This is a genomic window from Bizionia paragorgiae (genome assembly GCF_900107625.1).
GTDB classification, from domain to species: domain Bacteria; phylum Bacteroidota; class Bacteroidia; order Flavobacteriales; family Flavobacteriaceae; genus Bizionia; species Bizionia paragorgiae.
The window spans coordinates 117742-138630 of sequence record NZ_FNQK01000006.1 but is presented as its reverse complement, the minus strand read 5'-3'; the positions used below and the strand labels follow the sequence as shown (position 1 = coordinate 138630).

Here is a 20889-nt window from a genome sequence, read left to right as displayed (position 1 = left end):
TTATGATCGTTTTAAAATTTTTAAATATTTAATCAGTTCTACTTTAAAAGTATCAAACGCATTTAACTCGGTATTTATTATTAAATCATTTATACGTTGGTCTTCTTTTAAAATACCGACTTTAAAATCGGCTTTTGAACTTGCTGTTAGTAATTTTAACAGCGTTTCATTTACTGTATAATAACTTATTAAGAGGTTAAATTCCGTATTAATAAATGTTTTTAACTCTGTATTTTTTATGGCACCATTCCAAGCAACATCTGGAGCATAAAACCCTGCAGACACCTCATCTTTCTTTCTTTTATTCGCGGTCGAAAACGAAACAACATCAACGATTAGATCCGAGTTAGAAAACAGTTTTTTTAATTCTGTATTCCAATCAATTGCCAATTTATCATCATTGTTAACAATAATCCCCACGCGTTGCAATGGGAGTTTAGGCACTGAAACCTCTCTACCTTTCAACTCAGAATTAATATGCTTTTTACGGGTTTTCTCTTTAAATCTTTCTAAAAACATTTATCTTTATACCTTTATTACAAAAGTAGCTAAAGCTTACTAATTGTAAGATAAAATTTAACACATTTACAAATGAAATTTAAATTTCTATTCCTTCTACTTGTACTTCTTTGCTTTTCAAACTGTAAAGAGGAAAAATTCACACTAACAAAAATAGAGGGAAAACAAATCCCTATTACCGATAGTTTAGAGTTAGACCCGACATTCGATGCAGTGATTAAACCCTATAGAGACCGCCTTCAAGAGGATATGAATTTAGTTTTATCTTATGCTCCAGAGACCTACTCGAAAGCAGACGGAGACTTTAATACTGCTATTGGGAACTTAATGGCTGATATTGTTTACGAACAGTCTAAGGACGTTTTCAAATCGCGGACATCCAACGATATAGATGGCGTTTTATTAAATCACGGCGGTATTAGATCGATTATTTCGAAAGGGAATATTACCACAAAAACAGCATTTGAAATCATGCCTTTTGAAAACAGTATTATTGTGGTCGCTTTAAAAGGAAAACAAATAGATAGCATGATGCATTATTTAGCGCGAGCTAAACGTGCACACCCTATTCAGGGATTTAAACTAAGTATTGATAAAGACTACAACATTGTAAAAGCACAGGTTAATGGCAAAGCTATAGACACTGCTAAAACTTACTACGTAGCTACTAACGATTATTTAGTAAATGGCGGTGATAACATGAATTTTTTCGCTCGTAATGAAGGGGAGTACCCATTAGATTATAAAATTAGAAATGCCTTAATTGATTACTTTAAAAAAACGGACACTATTAATCCTATAATCGACGATAGATTTATCCAAATTAAATAAGAACAGACTATGAAACGTAGAGATTTTATACAACAATCTGTAGCAGCCACAACTTTAGTTACTTTAGGTGGTTTTGGATTACAGTCTTTTAATGCCGCTCCAAGAACCAAACAAATCACCATTTTACACACCAACGACGTCCATAGTCATATTGATGCTTTTGGCCCAGAAGATGGCCGAAATGCGAACTTAGGAGGGGTTGCACGACGCGCTAGCCTTGTAGAACGTATTCGTAAAGAAAATCCAAACACCCTGTTATTAGACGCCGGAGATATTTTTCAAGGCACCCCCTATTTTAACTACTACGGTGGTGAGCTTGAATTTAAATTAATGTCTAAGCTAAAATACGATGCGGCAACTATAGGTAATCACGATTTTGACAATGGGATTGACGGCCTCTACGCACAATTACCACATGCAAAATTTGATTTCATATCGTCTAATTACGATTTTAAAAACACCGTTTTGGATACTCATGTTAAACCCTACAAGGTATATCATAAAGACGGTATAAAAATTGGAATCTTCGGATTAGGAATAAAATTAGAGGGGTTAGTAGACAAAAAAATGTACAAAGAAACCGTACATCTTGACGCTATAGAAACCACTCAAGAAATGACTCGTATCCTAAAAACTGAAGAACACTGTGATTTAATTATTTGTTTATCTCACATGGGATACTATTACAAGAATTCACCAAATAAGATTAGTGATTTAAACCTTGCTAAATCAACTAAAGATATAGATTTAATTATTGGCGGACATACGCATACTTTCTTACCAAAGCCTACAGTGGCGCAAAATAGTGAGGGAAAAAACGTCTTAGTAAATCAAGTGGGCTGTTTCGGGATTAATTTAGGTAGAATCGACTTTTACTTTGATAATGATAAAAACAAAACCGCAAATGGAACATCGATTATAGTTTAATCTAAACCTATAATCGATAAATTAAAAGTAAAAAATTAGTATAAAATACGGTAGTAAGTATTCATTTTTGAGGTGATGTATCCGTAAACCAACCCAAAACCTGCTGTAAATAAAATAGCATATAAAACACTTAACATGTAGGTGTCTAAGATATACAAACTAGCCACATGAATCATTTCGGAGAATACGATACATAATGTTCCCAAAAACAGTAATAAGTCCTCTTTAGAATCGTGATAGAGGTAACTTAATAGCGCCAAGGATAGCACAACTAAAATTGAAAGGTTATAAAAAAATTCTAAGTAAAAATTGGGCGTCCATAATTGCACTGCAGCATCAGCTAAGACCATATCGTTTAGTACATATAAGATATACGTATTACAAATAAACAGCACTAATACAAACAGCTTAAATCTTTGAAATAAAACCGATAAGCTCATCCTAGTTAGCAAGTAAATCGCCAAACTAAAATAAGCAAGAACCGACATGACATTACAAAAGTAATAATACACTGGAAGGTTGCGAGAATCGAAAACGGTTACAATCTCCGATAAAGAGTAAAAGATTAAAAACCCAGCAAAGAAGGTGTTTTTCTCCTTGGCTTGTATAAAGTACAAAACTACAAATAAAGGAAAGATAAACCCTCTACTAATAAACTCTAAAGTTTCGAAATGAAATAAAACACTCATTATATAAACCGAAGCTAATAGAGCTAAACTAATAGGTAATCCATAATGTTTTAATTGATTCATAAGTTTCATTAGGTGTCAAATATAATAAACTTTCCTAATAAATCGGATAAAACAAGTTGTTTTATCGATGAACAGCAATAAAACTTCAAAATTAAGCTCTTGTAATAGAATCAATTATCTCATTTTTCAATACAAACAGTACAAACATTGACGATTTACTCATTATACTAGCGCATCTATCTCTAATAATTAGGACACTTAATTTAACATTGCCAAAAATTCCAATTCTGAAATTACAGGAATCCCTAACTTATCTGCCTTTTCCTTTTTACTAGGCCCCATTTTATCCCCAGCAACAACATAATCTGTTTTTGAAGATATAGACGACACATTTTTACCGCCGTTATCCTCTATACGTTTTTTAAGTTCAGCTCGTGATATTTCAACAAAAACTCCTGAAACTACAAATGACTTCCCTTCTAGTTTATTGGTTTGATTAGCTAACATTTCTGCCGACACCTCTAATTGTACCCCGTGAACTCTCAGTTTTTCAATAATTGACCTATTTATTTCGGTAGCAAAAAAAGCAACAACACTTTCAGCGATTTTCACACCGATTTCATCAACTTTTTCTAAATCTTCTATAGTTGCGGAAGCAATAGCATCAATACTCTTGTAATGTTTTGCTAATTTCTTTGCTACTGTTTCACCAACAAAACGAATACCTAAAGCAAACAAAACACGTTCGAAAGGAATAGCTTTTGAAGCTAAAATACCCTGTATTAAATTATCTGCACTTTTTTCAGCCATACGTTCTAAGGGCAAAACATCTTCTTTTTTCAAGGTATATAAATCAGAATAGTTACTAATTAAGCCTTCATTTACCAATAAAGCCACAGTCTCACCACCTAAACCTTCAATATCCATAGCTTTTCTAGAAATAAAGTGCTGGATTCTACCTACAACTTGTGGGATACACCCATTATAATTAGGGCAATAATGTTTGGCTTCACCTTCAATACGCACCAATGGTGTTTCACAAACCGGGCAAGCCGTTATGTAAACCGTAGGTTCTGAATTAGCTGGTCGCTGACTTAAATCAACAGCTATAATTTTAGGAATGATCTCTCCACCTTTTTCCACGAACACCTCATCTCCTACTCTAACATCTAACTTTTCAATCTGATCAGCATTGTGCAACGACGCTCTTTTAACCGTAGTCCCAGCTAACTCTACAGGTTCTAAATTGGCAACTGGTGTAATGGCTCCGGTGCGCCCGACCTGATATGTAATTTCATTTAAACGTGTAGATACCTGCTCGGCTTTAAACTTATAAGCCATTGCCCAACGTGGCGCCTTCGACGTATAGCCCAACTCATCTTGCTGATGTAAGCTATTTACTTTAACCACGACTCCGTCAGTTTCATAAGGCAAATTATGACGTGCTGCATCCCAATATTGAATAAACTCAAAAACGCCTTCTATACTATCGACTAGTTTCGAAGCTTCGGGTACTTTAAACCCCATTTCTCGTGCTTTATTTAAACTTTCAAACTGCGTAGTAATCCCCAAGTTTTCACCTGTTATATTATAAAGCAAACATTCTAGAGGACGCTTGGCAACCTCAGCACTATCTTGTAACTTAAGACTCCCTGACGCAGTATTTCTAGGATTTCTATAAGGTTCCTCTCCATTTTCAATACGCTCTTCATTCATTTTTATGAAGCCCTCAAACGGTAAAACAATCTCTCCACGAATATCAAATTTTGGAGGGTAGCTTCCTTTTAATTGTAAGGGTACCGATTTAATAGTTTTTATATTAGTGGTTACATCATCACCTTGAAATCCATCACCACGAGTTACTGCACGCATAAGAACCCCATCCTCATAGGTTATACTAATAGATGCCCCGTCGTACTTTAACTCGCAAGTATACTCAATATCTCCATCAATCATTTTTCTAATTCGGGTTTCCCAATCTTGCAAGTCTTCAAGAGAATACGAATTATCTAAGGAGTACATTCTATGGTTATGCACAACGGTATTAAAGTTCTTAGTTACCTCTCCTCCAACACGGTGGGTTGGTGAATTCGGATCATCAAACTTGGGATGCTTCTTTTCTAGGTCTTGAAGCTCCTTTAACTTGATATCAAAATCATAATCACTTATAGTGGCATTATCCAATACGTAATAATTATAATTATGTTCGCGTAACTCTGCTCGTAATTGCTCTATATACTCTTGTGTATTCATCTTATTTTTTTACTCCTTTTATCATTCTATCTCTACCAAATATATCTTTGCGTAATTCTATATCTGTAAAATTATTTTCTTGCAATAAGGCTTTCATCTCTTGTCCTAAATACTCATTAATTTCAAAAAACAGAAATCCGTTATCTTTTAAATGCAGCTTTGCAAATTCTATAATGGCTTTATAAAACTGTAACGCGTTATCATCATCAACAAATAGAGCCAAATGTGGCTCGTTATTTAACACATTAGGTTTCATCTCTTTTTTTTCTAATTCACGAACGTATGGCGGATTAGAAACAATAACATCTAAAGTTTCGGGAAACAATCCTGAATGAGTCTCTAGTATATTAGCTTGTACAAATTGTACGTCCACTTTATTAATAACAGCATTCTCCTTTGCTACCACCAAAGCCTCTTTAGAAACATCGAGAGCGACCGCCTTTAACCCCGGAAGTATTTTAGCCAAAGAAATAGCTATACATCCAGACCCCGTACCAATATCCAAGAGGTTTAATTTGTTATTTGAAATCTCTAAACCTTTAATAGTTTCGCTAACCCAGGTCACCAATTCTTCGGTTTCTGAACGCGGTATCAAAGTGCTTTTAGTCACCTTAAACGGAAAACCATAAAATTCAGTTTCTTTTAATATATACTGAATTGGAAACTCCGTTTTTAACAAGCTTAGCGCCTCCATAATCTTAGGGTGCTCACTCGTTGTTAATGCTAAATTAGGCTGCATCGCTAAATCTAAACGCGACACATTAAAATAATTTTCGGTAAGCATAAAGAAAAAACTTCGCACTTCGTCTTCACCATAAATGGCGTCTAATTCTTTATGGAATATCTGTTTTAAATCTTTTAGTAACACCGTTTAAAATTTAGTTAGAGGTCTTTCAGCATCCAAATATCGCAAGAAAAATGTCCAGTATCACCGTATGATGCCTTTAAATGTTTAAAACCATACGATTCATAAATATGAATAGCTGCTTGTAATGCGGATACCGTTTCGATATACACCTGTTTAAACCCCTGTTCTTTAGCGGCCTTTAAACAGTATTCAAAAAGAGTCTTACCATATCCTTTACCTCGAATTTCTGAAGTAAAGTACATTTTTTGTATTTCACAGACATCAGCTTCGAAGTGTTTTAAAGGCTTAATCCCGCCTCCACCTAACACCGTACCGTTGTGCTCTACCACATAATAGACTTCGCGCGGGTTTTGGTATGCTTCGAATAGCTGCTTTGTATCGTTATCAGCATAGGCTGTGCCTTCAAGAGGTAATTTAAATTCTAAAAAACACCCTCTAATCACCGCTTCCATTCTAGCGTTATCTTTAACTTCTATTTCTCTAATAACAATGTTATCTTTGCTCACGTCAAAATCGTATTTTTACGGCAGTGAAGATACAAGAATTCGCAAAAAACAAACATGAAGAAGCTTATAATCTTATCAACAATACTCGTCACACTACTTAGTTGCAGCCTTACTGAGAAGCCTGAGTTTTTAAGGGTTGAAAACATTAATGTCGTCGATTCTAATTCTAAAGTCATCATTTTAAGTGCAGACGCTTTTTTTAATAATCCCAATGCCGTTGGAGGTCATTTAAAAACGGATAGCATTAAAGTAATAGTAAATAACATTGAAGTGGCTAGCATATCATCTGAAAAATTTAAAGTACCCTCAAAAAAAGAGTTTTCAATCCCACTTCAAGCAACCATTCCAACCCAACGTATTTTCAACTTAAATAACCTTGGTAGTTTATTAGACAGCTATTTAAATAAAACGGTGAAGGTGCAATACCTTGGCGATATCAAGTATACCATTTACGGTATTTCACACAACTATTCTGTAAACGAAATTCAAGACGTTAAAATTAAACTCTAACCCATTGAATACCCACGAAATTTATATTACACGATGCTTACAAATCGCTAAAAACGGTTTAGGCTATACGCGTCCCAATCCTATGGTTGGAGCAGTAATAACCCACAACAACATTATTATTGGTGAAGGCTACACCAGTGCATATGGCGGCAATCATGCCGAAGTAAACGCCATCAACTCAGTCAAAGACCAATCGCTATTAAAAGAAGCGACCCTATACGTTACCTTAGAGCCGTGCTCACACTATGGTAATACACCACCGTGTAGCGATCTTATTATTCACCATAATATACCAAATATTGTAATTGGATGCATGGACGATAATCCGAAAGTCGCTGGTAGAGGGATTAAAAAATTATTAGAAGCTGGACGCCAGGTTAAAATTGGCGTTTTAGAAGCAGAATGTAAGATGCACCACAAACGTTTTTTTACCTTCCACAATAAAAAACGCCCTTATATTATATTAAAATGGGCAGAAACTAGCGATGGTTTTATTGCTCCACAGCAAAGAGATGAAAAGAAACCGGTTTGGATAACCAACACCTTATCTCGCCAATTGGTTCACAAATGGAGAGCTGAAGAGCAAGCGATATTAGTAGGAACTCAAACCGTATTACAAGACAACCCAAGCTTAACTGTTCGCGATTGGACTGGCCAACACCCAACACGGATTGTTCTCGATAAAAATGCTGTTTTAGATCAAAGTTACCACGTATTTAATACGCAATCAGAAACACTAATACTTAAAGAAACCACTGCAAAGGCTATTTGCGACGCACTTTACACCCACAATATCACCTCGGTAATTATAGAAGGTGGTGCTAAAACGCTGCAGCGCTTTATCGATGAAAACCTATGGGATGAAGCACGTGTGTTTGTGGGATCTATTCAATTTAACTCAGGCATAAAAGCACCTCGACTAGAAGGTGAAATCGATTCCGTTACACGTTTGGAATCCGACACACTAACAACGTATCAGCCATTAAATAATAATAAACAAACACGATAACAGCTACACGACACTAAACAACATGATTAAAACACTTATTTTCGATTTTGGAGATGTCTTTATCAATTTAGATAAAGAGGGCGCAATGGCAAATGCTTTAGACTTATTTAAGGTTAATGAATTGCCTGAAGAATTAATTGCGATTAATGCCCTTTACGAACAAGGCTTATTATCTACTGAAGAATTTTTAGAGTTTTACTGCATTAATTTTCCTGAGTTAAGCAAAGACGAGATTATAGACGCATGGAATTATATTCTCTGTGATTTTCCTGTACGTCGATTAGAGTTTATTCAACAATTAGCAAAGGATAATGTATACCAACTTATCTTACTAAGTAACACGAATGCTTTACATATAGAATGTATTCAAAAACACATTTCTTTTTTTGAAGATTTTAAAGCTTGCTTTAACAAATTCTACCTCTCTCATGAAGTAATGATGCGTAAACCAGACGCTACAATCTTCGAGTTTGTATTATCAGAAAACAATTTAAAACCTGAGGAATGTTTATTTATAGACGACACTACTGAAAATACGGAAGCCGCTAAAGCATTAAGATTTAACGTTTGGAATAACAATCCTAAATCTGAAGATATAATTGATCTTTTTTCACATAAAAAAGAATTATTTTGATAGCTCTTCTCTTTAGCATAATAGCCTCTACTTTTATATTTGTCATATTTAAATTTTTTAATAAATATAAGGTCAACACCCTACATGCGATTGTTTTTAACTACTATACCGCTTGTATTTTTGGAGCCTTACATTCTAACACCCCTATTAATGTCACTACTATTATAAACGAAAAGTGGTTATTAGGCGCCCTAGGTTTAGGCGTACTTTTTATCACCATCTTTAATGTTATGGCATTAACCGTACAAAGAAATGGCTTATCGGTGGCCTCGGTAGCCAGTAAGATGAGTGTCGTTATACCTATTATTTTCGGATTATATGTTTATAATGAAAACTTGGGTCCATTAAAGATTATAGGTGTCTTTTTCGCTTTATGTGCTGTATACCTTGTATCTATTAAAGACAAAGGGCCGCGTATTAACCTAAAAGGTTTATGGTTACCTATTATTTTGTTTTTAGGAGCCGGTATTATAGATACTTCTATAAAATATATTGAAAACACGTATGTTGCCGATCAGGGCATACCGATATTTTCGGCAACCATTTTCTTCTTTGCAGGAAGTATAGGCACCTTAATTTTAGTAAGCAAATCTTTTAAAGCACCCTTGAAATTAAGTTATAAAAGCTTTGTAGGTGGCTTTTTATTAGGAATCGCTAACTACTATTCAATATATTTCCTCTTACTCGCATTACAATCCGATCAACTGGAAAGCTCTGTTGTATTTACTATTAATAATGTTGCTATTGTAACGGCTTCTACGCTATTAGGACTTCTTTTATTTAAAGAAAAACTACAGTTTAAGAATTGGATTGGTATTGGATTAGCCTTAATCAGTATCATTTTAATTGTTAACAGTTAAAGTAAACTCACAGAATTTCACTTTAAGCTTATACAATTTGTATTGCGTTTAGTACATTGCAACTTATGTAAATTTTTAGACCATTGAGTACTTCAGACACTTATAAAACGATTACAAAACCTTCGGAAGAAACACTATTTAAAGAAAAGAATAGCAAGTTTTATAGTTATGCTTTTCCTGTAAAAAACGAAGATGAAGTAAAGGAGGCACTTGAAACCCTTAGAAAACAACATAGTTCGGCGAATCATTGCTGTTATGCCTATCAAATAGGAACGCATCCTGACACTCTAAAATACCGAGCAAACGATGACGGCGAACCTAACAATAGTGCCGGCATGCCCATTTACGGACAAATTCAATCGTACGATGTAACCAATATACTTATTGCTGTTATCCGTTATTTTGGAGGCGTAAAACTTGGAGTTGGTGGCTTAATCACGGCATATCGAACAGGCGCACAACTAGCCTTGGAAGCCTCGAAAATAAAAACAAAGACCATAAACATAGAATACCTTGTGGCTTTCGATTATAAAAACATGAATAAAGTCATGCGTATTATAAAAGAGAAAAACATAACTATTGTAAGCCAAAAGCTAGAACTGGATTGTCAAATCACCATTTCGGTACGAAAAAAAGAAGCCGAGAAAGTAAAAGCTTCTTTTAATAGCATTTACGAAGTATCAATTAAGGAATTAACGGATTAATTTTTAAGAGCCTCAAGAAAAAATTTAGGGGGACGCGTTGGTCTGTTTTTGGTCATATCTATAAATGCCAAAATTGTTTTTGCTGTAGCTATAATTTCACCCGTGTTATTAACAATTTCATAGTCAAATTCTACACTCACTGACGGCGCTTTAGCAAGTGTGGTTTTAACGGTTAAGACGTCATCATAATAGGCTGATTTCTTATAATTTATTTGCAATGAAACGACCGGCAACCCAATACCATCTTCCTCCATTTTTTTATAAGATATTCCAAGTGCGCTTAACCACTCAATTCGCGCTACTTCTAGATATAATGCGTAATTTCCGTGATGAACGACCCCCATTTGATCGGTTTCTGCGTATCGCACTTTTATTTTAACTTCGTGACTTTTACCATTCATAATTGGAATATTTTTTGTAGTTTGGAATCCGTGTCCAACATGAGGAAAAAAAACTGAATAATCAATAGCAAATGATTTTTTTTTTTAGAATTTTGTTCACATATTTGTCACGCTATAAAAAGGACCCTTTTTTCAACAAATGCGGTCTATAATAACTAATTTTAAAATACCTTTTAATCAATAATGAGTATTACTGCGCAATCGGTCTGGAACAACTGTCTTAATTTTATTCAGGACAATATTCAACCACAAGCTTATAAAACATGGTTTGAACCTATCGTGGCGGTAAAACTGAGTGATAACGCCTTAAGTGTACAAGTACCTAGTAAATTCTTTTACGAATGGTTAGAGGAGCATTATGTAAAGATCCTTAAAGTAGCACTAAGAAAAGAATTAGGTGAGAACGCTAAATTGGTTTACATTATAAAAATGGAAAACACTTACGGTAATAAGCAACCGTTTACAGAGCGTATTCCTAGTTCTAATCGATCGGCAGTTAAATCTCAAGATATTGATGTCCCTTTAAATAATAAAAACCCTCAATTACGAAACCCTTTTGTTATTCCAGGGATTCGCAATGTTAAAATAGACTCTCAACTTAATCCTAATTATAATTTCGAGAACTTCCTAGAAGGTGATTCGAATAGATTAGCACGTAGTGCGGGTTTAGCAGTATCTGCTAAACCAGGAGGAACTTCTTTCAACCCCTTATTAATTTTCGGTGGTGTTGGTTTAGGTAAAACACACTTAGCCCATGCTATTGGTGTGGATATCAAAGATAAATATCCGGAAAAAACAGTGCTTTATATTTCTGCAGAAAAATTCACGCAGCAGTATATTGATTCGGTAAAGAAGAACAACAGAAATGATTTTATTCATTTTTATCAGTTAATAGATGTACTCGTTATTGATGATGTACAGTTCCTTTCTGGAAAATCAGGAACTCAAGATGTTTTCTTCCATATTTTTAACCACTTACACCAAAATGGTAAGCAAGTTATTTTAACGAGTGATAAAGCTCCTGTAGACATGCAGGACATAGAACAGCGTTTACTCTCTCGTTTTAAATGGGGATTATCTGCAGAGTTACAAACTCCAGATTTTGAAACACGTGTATCTATTCTTAAAAACAAACTGTATCGCGATGGCGTGGAGATGCCAGATGATATTATCGAATACGTAGCTAAACATATTAAATCTAATATTCGTGAGTTAGAAGGTGCTATTATTTCATTAATTGCACAATCGTCTTTCAATAAAAAAGAGATTAATATAGAGTTGGCAAAACAAGTTGTTGAAAAATTTGTTAAGAACACTAAACGTGAAGTATCTATCGATTACATTCAGAAAATCGTTTCAGATTATTTTCAAATGGATGTCGACACACTACAGTCTAAAACACGTAAACGCCATATTGTACAAGCGCGCCAGTTAGCTATGTTTTTTGCTAAAAAATTAACTAAAGCTTCCTTAGCGAGTATTGGTTCACAAATAGGAAAACGAGATCACGCTACGGTATTACACGCTTGTAAAACGGTAGACAATTTATCGGCTACCGACAAACAATTTAAAAAGTACGTCGAAGACCTTACGAAAAAATTATCTGTATAATCTAAACTCACGGGCTTCCCGCAATTGATATGACTAAAATACTTATGGTTTGCCTCGGAAATATCTGTCGCTCACCACTAGCTCAGGGTATCTTAGAATCAAAATTAGACGAGAATTACATGGTTGATTCGGCTGCCACAAGCAATTACCACATAGGTAGTAAGCCAGACCCTAGATCGATTGCCATTGCTAAGGAATTCGGATTAGACATCTCCAATCAACGCGGACGACAATTTAAAGTGGAAGATTTTGACACTTTCGATTACATCTACGCCATGGATAATTCTAATTACGAAAACATCATCAAATGTGCGCGTAACCCTAAAGACATCTCAAAAGTTAAACTCATATTAAACGAAAGTCACCCCAATCAAAATCTGGACGTTCCAGATCCGTATTACGGTGGAGACTCAGGGTTTTTAGATGTTTATAATTTACTAAATAACGCTTGCGATAGTCTTGCCAAAAAATTAAAAGGCTAAACCGTTCTATATAAGAAAAAGCCACTTATCTTTATCGGGAAACAGTAATGCGACCGATAGAAAATCTAGAAAAATCTGCCATGCAAAAAGGATCACTATACCTTATTCCAACAACTTTAGGCGACACCGAGCCACTAAACGTATTACCGATAACGGTTAAGAACACCATTGAAACGCTCTCTACTTTTATTGTTGAAAATGAAAAAACAGCAAGGCGATTTATAAAAAAAATATGCCCCGAGAAAGAGCAGTCGAGTTTAAAGTTATTTCCTTTAAACAAATTCACCGATAGTAGTGATTTACCAAGCTACTTACTACCTTGTGAAGACGGAGAACACGTGGGACTATTGTCGGAAGCTGGTTGTCCTGGTGTTGCCGACCCGGGTGCAGACATTGTTAAGATCGCACATCAAAGAAACTTAAAGGTCGTGCCATTAGTCGGACCATCATCTATATTACTAGCCATGATGAGTTCTGGAATGAACGGACAGAGTTTTGCGTTTAATGGCTATTTACCCATAGATAAAGGGGAACGTAAGCAAGAAATAAAACGCTTAGAACGCCTGTCTTTCGAGCATAATCAATCTCAATCCTTTATAGAAACACCTTACCGTAACAATAAGATGCTAGAAGATTTATGTGCTTATTTAACCGGCAACACTTCGGTTTGCGTGGCTTGTGATATCACATTACCAACAGAATACATTAGAACCTTAACGGTAAACGAATGGAAAAAAAATAACGTTGACCTTCATAAAAGACCAACGTTATTTATAATTCATAAAAGTTAAAACTTACGCTTGTAATTTTACTTTAGCTTTTTTATTGGGTTTAATCACCGAGGTATCGTAACCTGAAAAACGTTTCATATAAGACCCAATAGACGTTCCATAAGCATCAGAAAATCCTGTAGCACCATAGCTTCTTAGATATTTCTTTACACCGCCTGGTCCTGCTAAATGAGCCGCAGCTAAAATACCAGACTCAGTAATAGTAATTCCATTGATACGTTTACCAACAAATCGCTTGATGTCATTTCTTAACACCCACTTATTACGAGAAGTCAAGGCTATAAAAGCTTTTTCTTGAAGTTCAGGGGTATTTAAAAACTCGGTCGTGTTATTGATACCGATAAGAGCTAATGTGCTTCTTCCAAATTGATACTTCCCTAGGTAACCCAAAGAATTTACAGTAAAATAGTTGTTTTGAGATTCTTTAAAACCTAAGGCTTCCTTAAAGCCCAAAAACGATTTTCCTAACTTAGGACTAAATGTTTTTTCTTTAATATTAGCAAAAGCTAAAGTAGTAGAGTCAGGAATAGAAACCGTGTAATCAAGTTCTAATCCCTTTGTAGAATAGTTTGACATATCAATTTCTGTATCTATTTTAGGAGAAACTGAAAATGCTGCTAATGCGCTTATTGTTATTGCTAATAATAAAAACTTTGCACTATTTTTTTTATTCATTTGTTTAGATTTTTTCAGACACTATATTCAATAAGCGTGCCTAAAATTTCCGAGTGCAAATATACAACTTTTTTAAATATACTGATATACAGAGTGTTAAAGTATGTTAAAAGTAAAAAGCGTGGAGTTTCACACCTTTTTCAGAAGACATTTCAAGAGTTGGAAAAGGAATCTTAATACTATTAAAAACACTTAAAAGTGTACGAATAAAAGCCGATTTTGACTCAATTTTAGTCAAATCAAGGTCTAAACTAAAATAATACTCTGCGTAACGGTTTTGATGAAATCCGTGTTCAAGTTGAACAGTATGTGTTCCGGACAACATGCCTTGAGCTCCGTAACCAAAAGCTACATTTAACCATTTTGGCAGTGTGCTATCCTTAAAAAACGAGTGTAGGTTAACACTTAACCAATAGGTTTGTCCGTTATAATCTTTTAAAAACTCTTCGGTTAATCCACGCCCTAGCTTATTGGGGTTTAAATTGGCGTATTCCGTTTGATGGAAAGACTATTTTAAGGCAATGCGCTGCTCATCCCATAACAACTCCTGACCAATATACAAGCCAGCGCCTACGGTATTTGCCGTGAAATCGCTCCAAGAAAACCCCCATTCTTGAGAGAAACCATCCATAAGCTCTACAGCTGTTAAAAAAGAAAATCCTAAGGTTCCTCCGTAAAGTAATTGCTGTTTTTTATCGGCACCACTCCACTTTAAAGACGCTGCACCTAAACATGCCAATTGATAACCACTGTACGCATGTCCCATTTTATCCAATTGAAACCACTCACTACTATCGTCTATGGTATGAAACTTAGATTGTTTATGCTCACTATACCACAAAGTATTTAATCCAATTAAAGTTACAGCACCAAGCGAAGCTTGGGTAACAACAACTGCATTTCGTCTTGGTATATGGAGCGTATCGCTAGGGGTTAAAAAAGAGTCAAGCTTAGATTGTGCACTTATAGCGGTGGCCTGTAATACAACGCATAAAAATATTAAGACCCGATAACGCATTATTTATTGATTCCTTGAGCCGACAAGTATCGGTGATAATCTTGAGCATTTTTATTGTGCTGAGCTAAGGTTTTAGCAAACTTATGAAACCCTAAGCGCTTGGCATCGGCAGCAAAATACAAATAGCTATGCTTTTCAGGATTTAAAACAGCATCGATAGCCGATACGTCTGGCATAGCGATAAGCCCAGGAGGTAAACCTCTATTTTGATACGTATTATATGGTGAATCGATATCCTTATGCTTATTTAATACACGTTTTATAATGGTGTTCTTATACTCGGGTAACTGATAAGCGGCAAATTTTAATGTCGGATCGGCCTGTAATGGCATACCAATTCGGATACGGTTTAAGTACACTCCAGCAATTCGCGGTTGCTCGCTAGCTTGTTTTGATTCTTCATGAACAATAGACGCTAAAGTCATTACCTCATCGCGTGTTAAGTTTAATGCTTCCGCTTTTTTAGTTCTTGAATCATTCCAAAAGCGATTGTATTCTTTTAACATGCGATTTCTAAAATCTTCAGCCGATGTATTCCAGAAAAACTCATAACTATTAGGAATGTACATCCCTAATCTGTTTTTTGTATCAAATCCATTTTTAGCTGCAAATCCCTCATCAGTCATCGCTTGTAATAATGCTAAACTATCCGGCTCAATTTGTGAAGCGATACGGCCTGCTAATTTCTCAATGGTTTCCTGATTATTAAAGGCTAATTGCAACGGTTTGTTTTTACTGCGTATGGTATTTATAATCGCGTTGTTATTCATACCCTTTTTAATTACAAAACGCCCCGCTCTAATATGAGAAGTGTATTTTTTACGGGCAGCCAATGCATCAAATCCATCGATATCTTTCAACAGCGGTTTTAACTGTTCTCTTACATCGGTATATCTCGCATTGGTAGGTATATATACATATATTTCAGGCTCTTCGAAATTAGTATTCGGCACAAACATGGCGTTATAAACAAAATAAGCAAAGTAACTTGCTACAAAAAGGCCAATAATAACAATGGCTACAAGGATTTTTTTAATGTACATTCGTATTGATTAATTGGTATAGATATTCATTTTTAAAGCTTCCATTAAAGTAACTCCAGTCTTTTTTTAAACCGACTTCTTGGAATCCTTGGTTGGAAAATAATTTAAGGCTAGCCGTATTATCTTCAGATATATTACAATATAATTGGTGAAGATCTAAATGCGTAAAACAGTAATTACACAAGAGTTTTAAAGCTTCTTTTCCATAGCCTTTATTCCTATTCTCTGCGTGTTGTAATAAAATGCCAATACCTGCGCGTTTATTTTTTACATCAAAATCAAACAGGTCTATGAGTCCCAAAACCTCATCATCATCCGTATTACAGATCACCAATCGCAATTGCTTGGCTTCATAAATATCTTGATGTGCATTTTCAAGGTATTGTTTAATTAAATACCGTGAATACGGCGTTATGGTCGCGCTAATTTCCCATATAGATTCATCGTTCTCTATCGCGTAGATAAATTCCAAATCTTCAGGTTCTAAGGCCCGTAAGTATATATTTTCGCCGTGTAAGGTTAGCATTGTATTTCTCCTTTAAAAACTTGTTGTGCTGGTCCTTTAAGCCAAATATTGGTGTATTTCCCATCTGTTTTAGTAAAGGAGACTTCTAAGTTACCACCTTGGGTTTCTAAGAGTACTGTAGAGGCATTTGTATTGTTTTGATCGTACATGGCTAAAGCAACAGCCGTGACACCGGTTCCACAAGACAAGGTTTCATCTTCTACTCCACGTTCATAAGTTCTCACCATAAAGTGGTTGTCTTTAATTCGAGTTACAAAATTAACATTAGTCCCCGCTTCATTATAAGGAGTGCCATAACGTATTTTAGCACCTTCCTCTTTTACATTTACAGATTTCACATCGTTAACGCAGGTTACGTGATGTGGTGATCCCGTATTTAAAAAGCTATACGATTCTCCTCTAGTAATCCCCTCAACATCTTGCATTTTTAATGCAACGGTTTCATTTGTAATTATAGCTTCATGAAGACCGTCGACAGCCATAAATGTGGTTTTATCTTCGATAATTTTTAAAAACTTAGCAAAAGCTACAATACAGCGTCCGCCATTACCACACATACTACTCTCATTTCCGTCGGCATTATAATATACCATCTTAAAATCGGTAGTTTCATCATTCTCCAACAAAATTAGGCCATCGGCACCTATGCCAAAGCGTCGGTCGCATAATCTAGCGATTAAATTGGTATCGTTTTTGCTGAAAGTAAGTTGCCTATTATCAAAAAACACAAAATCATTTCCTGTGCCTTGATATTTATAAAATATGTGTGCCATTTTACTTATTTAGTATGGCAAATATAGGGTTTTCGATAATTATTTTTGGTGTTAAATGGGCGTTAAAGTTAAATTACAGATTCAATAAATAATTAATTTTAATCGTTATTCTATTAATTCTAAACTAATATACAAAATGAAAAAGATTTTAACATTGGTTTTAGTTTCAGTTTTAGGAGGAGCAATTACCCTAGGAGCTTATAAAACCTTTTTAGAAAAAGATCAGAGTTTGACTCTACAAGCCGAGCCACAAAAGCCAGTATTTACACCGGTTAATTATACCAATCAATCTAGTACTTTAGCTGCAGCCGAAGACATCGATTTCACTTCTGCGGCAGAAAAAACAGTACATGCAGTGGTCCATGTTAAAAACATCTCTTTAAATACCGGACAGCCTACAATAGAGGATTTGTTTATGGGACGTGTCCCACAGCGTCGTCAATTGGGAACTGGTAGTGGAGTTATTATTTCACCAGACGGCTACATCATTACCAATAATCACGTTATTGACGGGTCGGAGAAATTAAGTATAACCCTTAATGATAACAAAACCTTAGATGCAGAAATAATAGGAACAGATCCCAAAACGGATATTGCTTTATTAAAGGTAGAAACCGATGAAGAACTACCTTACGTCACTTTTGGTGACAGTAATCAAGCTAAAATTGGCGAATGGGTTTTAGCTGTAGGAAATCCTTTTAACTTAACCTCGACGGTTACTGCCGGAATTATTAGTGCTAAATCTAGAGATTTAACAGGTAAAAGTCAGCAGTCCTTTATTCAAACCGACGCTGCGGTTAACCCTGGGAACTCAGGTGGTGCATTAGTAAATACCCATGGGGAACTTATAGGAATAAATACGGCTATTAGTTCTCAAACAGGATCTTATATTGGCTATTCGTTTGCTGTTCCGAGTAATATTGCTCGAAAAGTGGTAGAGGATATCATGGAATATGGAAACGTTCAAAATGGTATTCTAGGGGTCACAGGAGGCACGTTAAATAGTATGGCTGCAGAGAAGCTTGGTGTAGACGAAACTGAAGGCTTTTATGTAGATGCCGTAGAAGAAGATAGTGGCGCAGAGGCAGCAGGTTTAAAACAAGGTGATATTATAAAAAATATCGACAATGTTAAAATCTCTAAGTTCTCTGATTTAAGAGGGTATTTAGATACAAAACGACCTGACGATGTAGTGCATATTACTTTCTTAAGAAACGGTAAAACTAAACAGACAGATGTTACCTTATTAAAGAACAACACTTTTACAATTCCTAATATCGGAATTATAAAAGAAGCGAAACCAAAAGACTTACGTCCTTACAAGTTAAAAGAAGGTGTAAAGATTGTAAAATTAAATAGTCAATATGCCGATTACTTTAGACGTGATGGCGTGAGTGAAGGCAATATTATTACAGCAATAAATAACACAAAGGTCAATAGTATAGAAGAAGTACAAACCATTATTGCCAACAGGAATCCATATCAACCACTAAGTATAGAAATTATAAATTCTAAAGGTGAAAAAACGCGATATGGCTTGCGATAAATCCATTTTAAAACAACATTTACGAAAGCACTTTATAGACCATAAAGTGCTTTTGTTTTTTTAGTTAAAAAGTTTCCAATAAACCTTAAAAATCTCTATTTTTGCAAAAATTAAAACAACACACTAAACACTTTAAAAGATGCCAGTTAACGAAACTTACGAAAGCGAATTAGCCTTTCAAGCAGACAGACGTAGAGCAACTGTAGAATTTATTAAAATTGTAAGCGACCTTTGGTACGACAAATCTATTGAGTTAGTTCTTTTTAGAAATCAACTTATCGATAGAAACGTCAGCGAAATTTTAAATTTGCACGAATATGCAGGAGAGTTTGTTCAAAAACCAATCTCTGTCTTTGATTCGGTAGAAATAGCTGAAGCTATAAAAACGTTAGATGTACCACCAGCAAAGTTGGACATTGGTAAATTAACTTACGAGTACCATTTAGAAGAGAAAAACTTTAGCAACGCTATGGCGTTTGTAGCGAGTAAACTAAAAGACGCTAACGAATACGAGGCAATAACTCCAAAAGATGTTGTTTTATACGGATTTGGTAGAATTGGTCGTTTAGTCGCTAGAGAGTTAATGACTAAAACAGGAAAAGGAAGTCAATTACGTCTTAGAGCTATTGTAACACGTGGTGCAATTAACGCTACGGTTTTAGAAAAAAGAGCATCTTTATTACGCAACGATTCTGTTCATGGAGATTTCCCTGGAACGGTAGGTATTGATTTAGAAAATGAATCCTTAATTATTAACGGTACAACCGTAAGAATTATCTCGGCAAATCAACCTGAAGACATCGACTACACACAATACGGTATAAATGATGCTTTAATTATTGATAACACAGGTGTATTCAGAGACAAAGACGCTTTAAGTCGTTTATTAGCTTCTAAAGGAGCAGATAAAGTCTTATTAACGGCACCAGGAAAAGGAGTACCAAACATTGTTCACGGTGTTAACCATTTAGAGCATAACCCTGATGAAGTTGATATTTTCTCGGCAGCCTCTTGTACTACAAATGCTATTACGCCTATCTTAAAGGCTATTGAAGATACATACGGAGTAAAAAGTGGTCACTTAGAAACCATTCATGCTTATACTAATGACCAGAACTTAGTAGATAACTTCCATAGTAAATACCGTCGTGGTCGTGCCGCTGCATTAAACATGGTAATTACTGAAACTGGAGCAGGAAAAGCTGTAAGTAAAGCTTTACCAAGTTTTGAAGGAAAATTAACATCTAACGCTATCCGTGTTCCTGTACCTAATGGTTCTTTAGCAATTCTAAACTTAGAACTAGATTCTGAAGCAAGCATTGAAAGCATTAATGCAACTCTAAAAAAATACGCTTTAGAAGGTGATTTAGTAGAGCAAATTAAATATGAAATGAGCGACGAATTAGTATCTAGCGATATCGTTGGAAGCTCTGCTCCTGCTATTTACGATAGTAAAGCTACAATTGTACGCGCTGATGGTAAAAACGCTGTCCTTTACATTTGGTATGATAACGAATATGGTTACAGTCACCAAGTGATTCGTTTAGCGAAATACATCGCTAAAGTAAGACGTTTTACATATTACTAATAAGTAAAACATCCAAATTATAGATGTTTAACGTATATACATTAGCCTCACTTTTAGTGAGGCTTTTTATTACCTTTAAATAAACTCAATAAACTTTATTTTATACCTTAGCGGTATTGATA

General features: G+C 35.2%; 24 protein-coding genes. 12 read left to right on the top strand and 12 right to left on the bottom strand.

The genetic code is table 11. From position 1 onward, the window contains the following. Nucleotides 1-519 (bottom strand): DUF6913 domain-containing protein, encoded by a 519-nt coding sequence (locus tag BLV64_RS05895; protein ID WP_092133270.1) that lies wholly within the window; start codon nucleotides 517-519, stop codon nucleotides 1-3. Between the two features lie 72 nt (nucleotides 520-591). Between BLV64_RS05895 and BLV64_RS05890 the strand changes: the two genes are divergently transcribed. Together BLV64_RS05890 and BLV64_RS05885 are read left to right on the top strand one after the other, a co-directional pair. Continuing rightward, nucleotides 592-1350, top strand: coding sequence for a 5'-nucleotidase C-terminal domain-containing protein (locus tag BLV64_RS05890; protein ID WP_092133269.1), 759 nt, complete (start codon nucleotides 592-594; stop codon nucleotides 1348-1350). 9 nt (nucleotides 1351-1359) lie between these two features. Further along, on the top strand, nucleotides 1360-2277 hold the full coding sequence (locus BLV64_RS05885) for a bifunctional metallophosphatase/5'-nucleotidase (RefSeq protein WP_092133268.1): 918 nt from the start codon (nucleotides 1360-1362) through the stop codon (nucleotides 2275-2277). Between the two features lie 35 nt (nucleotides 2278-2312). On the opposite strand, the gene BLV64_RS05880 is transcribed toward BLV64_RS05885, so the two are convergent. From BLV64_RS05880 to BLV64_RS05865, 4 genes are all read right to left on the bottom strand, one after another. Beyond that, nucleotides 2313-3029: a hypothetical protein gene (locus BLV64_RS05880; protein ID WP_143034135.1), complete on the bottom strand. Its 717-nt coding sequence runs from the start codon at nucleotides 3027-3029 to the stop codon at nucleotides 2313-2315. Between the two features lie 198 nt (nucleotides 3030-3227). Further along, a complete protein-coding gene (gene ligA / locus BLV64_RS05875; RefSeq protein WP_092133266.1) occupies nucleotides 3228-5222 on the bottom strand; it encodes an NAD-dependent DNA ligase LigA in 1995 nt (664 codons plus the stop codon). 1 nt (nucleotide 5223) lies between these two features. Continuing rightward, nucleotides 5224-6090, bottom strand: coding sequence for a peptide chain release factor N(5)-glutamine methyltransferase (prmC, locus tag BLV64_RS05870; RefSeq protein WP_092133265.1), 867 nt, complete (start codon nucleotides 6088-6090; stop codon nucleotides 5224-5226). A gap of 14 nt (nucleotides 6091-6104) precedes the next feature. Then, a complete protein-coding gene (locus BLV64_RS05865; RefSeq protein WP_092133264.1) occupies nucleotides 6105-6596 on the bottom strand; it encodes a GNAT family N-acetyltransferase in 492 nt (163 codons plus the stop codon). Between the two features lie 54 nt (nucleotides 6597-6650). Here BLV64_RS05865 and BLV64_RS05860 point away from each other — a divergent pair, with 54 nt between their 5' ends. From BLV64_RS05860 to BLV64_RS05840, 5 genes are all read left to right on the top strand, one after another. Next, nucleotides 6651-7106 (top strand): hypothetical protein, encoded by a 456-nt coding sequence (locus tag BLV64_RS05860; RefSeq protein WP_092133263.1) that lies wholly within the window; start codon nucleotides 6651-6653, stop codon nucleotides 7104-7106. A gap of 4 nt (nucleotides 7107-7110) precedes the next feature. Next, entirely contained in the window at nucleotides 7111-8115 is a 1005-nt protein-coding gene (gene ribD / locus BLV64_RS05855) for a bifunctional diaminohydroxyphosphoribosylaminopyrimidine deaminase/5-amino-6-(5-phosphoribosylamino)uracil reductase RibD (RefSeq protein WP_092133262.1), read from the top strand. Between the two features lie 22 nt (nucleotides 8116-8137). After that, nucleotides 8138-8749 (top strand): HAD-IA family hydrolase, encoded by a 612-nt coding sequence (locus BLV64_RS05850; RefSeq protein WP_092133261.1) that lies wholly within the window; start codon nucleotides 8138-8140, stop codon nucleotides 8747-8749. Continuing rightward, on the top strand, nucleotides 8746-9609 hold the full coding sequence (locus BLV64_RS05845; protein WP_092133260.1) for an EamA family transporter: 864 nt from the start codon (nucleotides 8746-8748) through the stop codon (nucleotides 9607-9609). The genes BLV64_RS05850 and BLV64_RS05845 overlap by 4 nt, the downstream gene beginning before the upstream one ends. An 83-nt stretch (nucleotides 9610-9692) precedes the next feature. Next, complete coding sequence (locus BLV64_RS05840; protein WP_092133259.1) at nucleotides 9693-10313, top strand: IMPACT family protein; 621 nt, start codon at nucleotides 9693-9695, stop codon at nucleotides 10311-10313. Here the strand turns inward: BLV64_RS05840 and BLV64_RS05835 are convergent. Continuing rightward, nucleotides 10310-10714 carry an acyl-CoA thioesterase gene (locus tag BLV64_RS05835; RefSeq protein ID WP_092133258.1) on the bottom strand — a complete coding sequence of 135 codons (405 nt, stop codon included), beginning with the start codon at nucleotides 10712-10714 and terminating at the stop codon, nucleotides 10310-10312. The two genes, BLV64_RS05840 and BLV64_RS05835, sit on opposite strands and share 4 nt — an antisense overlap. Nucleotides 10715-10897: 183 nt before the next feature. On the opposite strand from BLV64_RS05835, the gene dnaA reads away from it, so the two are divergent. From dnaA to BLV64_RS05820, 3 genes are read left to right on the top strand one after another with little or no spacing between them, the layout of a single operon-like run. Further along, nucleotides 10898-12325, top strand: a complete 1428-nt coding sequence (dnaA, locus tag BLV64_RS05830; RefSeq protein WP_092133257.1) for a chromosomal replication initiator protein DnaA — start codon at nucleotides 10898-10900, stop codon at nucleotides 12323-12325. Nucleotides 12326-12354: 29 nt separating this feature from the next. Further along, nucleotides 12355-12807: a low molecular weight protein-tyrosine-phosphatase gene (locus BLV64_RS05825; protein ID WP_092133256.1), complete on the top strand. Its 453-nt coding sequence runs from the start codon at nucleotides 12355-12357 to the stop codon at nucleotides 12805-12807. A gap of 47 nt (nucleotides 12808-12854) precedes the next feature. Further along, nucleotides 12855-13598, top strand: coding sequence for an SAM-dependent methyltransferase (locus tag BLV64_RS05820; protein ID WP_245705873.1), 744 nt, complete (start codon nucleotides 12855-12857; stop codon nucleotides 13596-13598). Nucleotides 13599-13601: 3 nt separating this feature from the next. On the opposite strand, the gene BLV64_RS05815 is transcribed toward BLV64_RS05820, so the two are convergent. The 6 genes from BLV64_RS05815 to dapF form a co-directional block, all read right to left on the bottom strand. After that, the gene (locus tag BLV64_RS05815) at nucleotides 13602-14273 is read right to left on the bottom strand and encodes a peptidoglycan-binding protein LysM (protein ID WP_092133255.1); all 672 of its coding nucleotides are present in this window, start codon (nucleotides 14271-14273) and stop codon (nucleotides 13602-13604) included. Between the two features lie 106 nt (nucleotides 14274-14379). After that, entirely contained in the window at nucleotides 14380-14598 is a 219-nt protein-coding gene (locus BLV64_RS14835) for a hypothetical protein (RefSeq protein WP_317042104.1), read from the bottom strand. Between the two features lie 183 nt (nucleotides 14599-14781). After that, a complete protein-coding gene (locus tag BLV64_RS14830; RefSeq protein WP_317042103.1) occupies nucleotides 14782-15291 on the bottom strand; it encodes a DUF2279 domain-containing protein in 510 nt (169 codons plus the stop codon). After that, nucleotides 15291-16334: an endolytic transglycosylase MltG gene (gene mltG, locus BLV64_RS05805; protein ID WP_092133254.1), complete on the bottom strand. Its 1044-nt coding sequence runs from the start codon at nucleotides 16332-16334 to the stop codon at nucleotides 15291-15293. The genes BLV64_RS14830 and mltG overlap by 1 nt, the downstream gene beginning before the upstream one ends. Continuing rightward, nucleotides 16324-16860, bottom strand: a complete 537-nt coding sequence (locus BLV64_RS05800) for a GNAT family N-acetyltransferase (RefSeq protein ID WP_092133253.1) — start codon at nucleotides 16858-16860, stop codon at nucleotides 16324-16326. Before BLV64_RS05800 ends, mltG begins: the two co-directional genes overlap by 11 nt. Continuing rightward, the gene (gene dapF, locus BLV64_RS05795; RefSeq protein WP_092133252.1) at nucleotides 16854-17633 is read right to left on the bottom strand and encodes a diaminopimelate epimerase; all 780 of its coding nucleotides are present in this window, start codon (nucleotides 17631-17633) and stop codon (nucleotides 16854-16856) included. Before dapF ends, BLV64_RS05800 begins: the two co-directional genes overlap by 7 nt. A gap of 136 nt (nucleotides 17634-17769) precedes the next feature. Here dapF and BLV64_RS05790 point away from each other — a divergent pair, with 136 nt between their 5' ends. Further along, nucleotides 17770-19179, top strand: coding sequence for a trypsin-like peptidase domain-containing protein (locus BLV64_RS05790; protein ID WP_092133251.1), 1410 nt, complete (start codon nucleotides 17770-17772; stop codon nucleotides 19177-19179). A gap of 139 nt (nucleotides 19180-19318) precedes the next feature. Beyond that, on the top strand, nucleotides 19319-20767 hold the full coding sequence (locus tag BLV64_RS05785) for a glyceraldehyde-3-phosphate dehydrogenase (RefSeq protein WP_092133250.1): 1449 nt from the start codon (nucleotides 19319-19321) through the stop codon (nucleotides 20765-20767). The last annotated feature ends 122 nt before the right edge of the window (nucleotides 20768-20889 follow it).

Excerpts from the sequence above, each read along its gene's own strand:
- mltG (WP_092133254.1), bottom strand. The coding sequence starts at position 16,334 with ATGTACATTAAAAAAATCCTTGTAGCCATTGTTATTATTGGCCTTTTT.
- BLV64_RS05800 (WP_092133253.1), bottom strand. The coding sequence starts at position 16,860 with ATGCTAACCTTACACGGCGAAAATATATACTTACGGGCCTTAGAACCT.
- BLV64_RS05785 (WP_092133250.1), top strand. The coding sequence starts at position 19,319 with ATGCCAGTTAACGAAACTTACGAAAGCGAATTAGCCTTTCAAGCAGAC.
- BLV64_RS05850 (WP_092133261.1), top strand. The coding sequence starts at position 8,138 with ATGATTAAAACACTTATTTTCGATTTTGGAGATGTCTTTATCAATTTA.
- ligA (WP_092133266.1), bottom strand. The coding sequence starts at position 5,222 with ATGAATACACAAGAGTATATAGAGCAATTACGAGCAGAGTTACGCGAA.
- dnaA (WP_092133257.1), top strand. The coding sequence starts at position 10,898 with ATGAGTATTACTGCGCAATCGGTCTGGAACAACTGTCTTAATTTTATT.
- BLV64_RS05860 (WP_092133263.1), top strand. The coding sequence starts at position 6,651 with ATGAAGAAGCTTATAATCTTATCAACAATACTCGTCACACTACTTAGT.
- BLV64_RS05790 (WP_092133251.1), top strand. The coding sequence starts at position 17,770 with ATGAAAAAGATTTTAACATTGGTTTTAGTTTCAGTTTTAGGAGGAGCA.
- BLV64_RS14835 (WP_317042104.1), bottom strand. The coding sequence starts at position 14,598 with ATGTTGTCCGGAACACATACTGTTCAACTTGAACACGGATTTCATCAA.
- BLV64_RS05880 (WP_143034135.1), bottom strand. The coding sequence starts at position 3,029 with ATGAATCAATTAAAACATTATGGATTACCTATTAGTTTAGCTCTATTA.
- BLV64_RS05885 (WP_092133268.1), top strand. The coding sequence starts at position 1,360 with ATGAAACGTAGAGATTTTATACAACAATCTGTAGCAGCCACAACTTTA.
- dapF (WP_092133252.1), bottom strand. The coding sequence starts at position 17,633 with ATGGCACACATATTTTATAAATATCAAGGCACAGGAAATGATTTTGTG.
- BLV64_RS05895 (WP_092133270.1), bottom strand. The coding sequence starts at position 519 with ATGTTTTTAGAAAGATTTAAAGAGAAAACCCGTAAAAAGCATATTAAT.
- BLV64_RS05890 (WP_092133269.1), top strand. The coding sequence starts at position 592 with ATGAAATTTAAATTTCTATTCCTTCTACTTGTACTTCTTTGCTTTTCA.
- BLV64_RS14830 (WP_317042103.1), bottom strand. The coding sequence starts at position 15,291 with ATGCGTTATCGGGTCTTAATATTTTTATGCGTTGTATTACAGGCCACC.
- BLV64_RS05825 (WP_092133256.1), top strand. The coding sequence starts at position 12,355 with ATGACTAAAATACTTATGGTTTGCCTCGGAAATATCTGTCGCTCACCA.
- BLV64_RS05815 (WP_092133255.1), bottom strand. The coding sequence starts at position 14,273 with ATGAATAAAAAAAATAGTGCAAAGTTTTTATTATTAGCAATAACAATA.
- BLV64_RS05835 (WP_092133258.1), bottom strand. The coding sequence starts at position 10,714 with ATGAATGGTAAAAGTCACGAAGTTAAAATAAAAGTGCGATACGCAGAA.
- BLV64_RS05820 (WP_245705873.1), top strand. The coding sequence starts at position 12,855 with ATGCGACCGATAGAAAATCTAGAAAAATCTGCCATGCAAAAAGGATCA.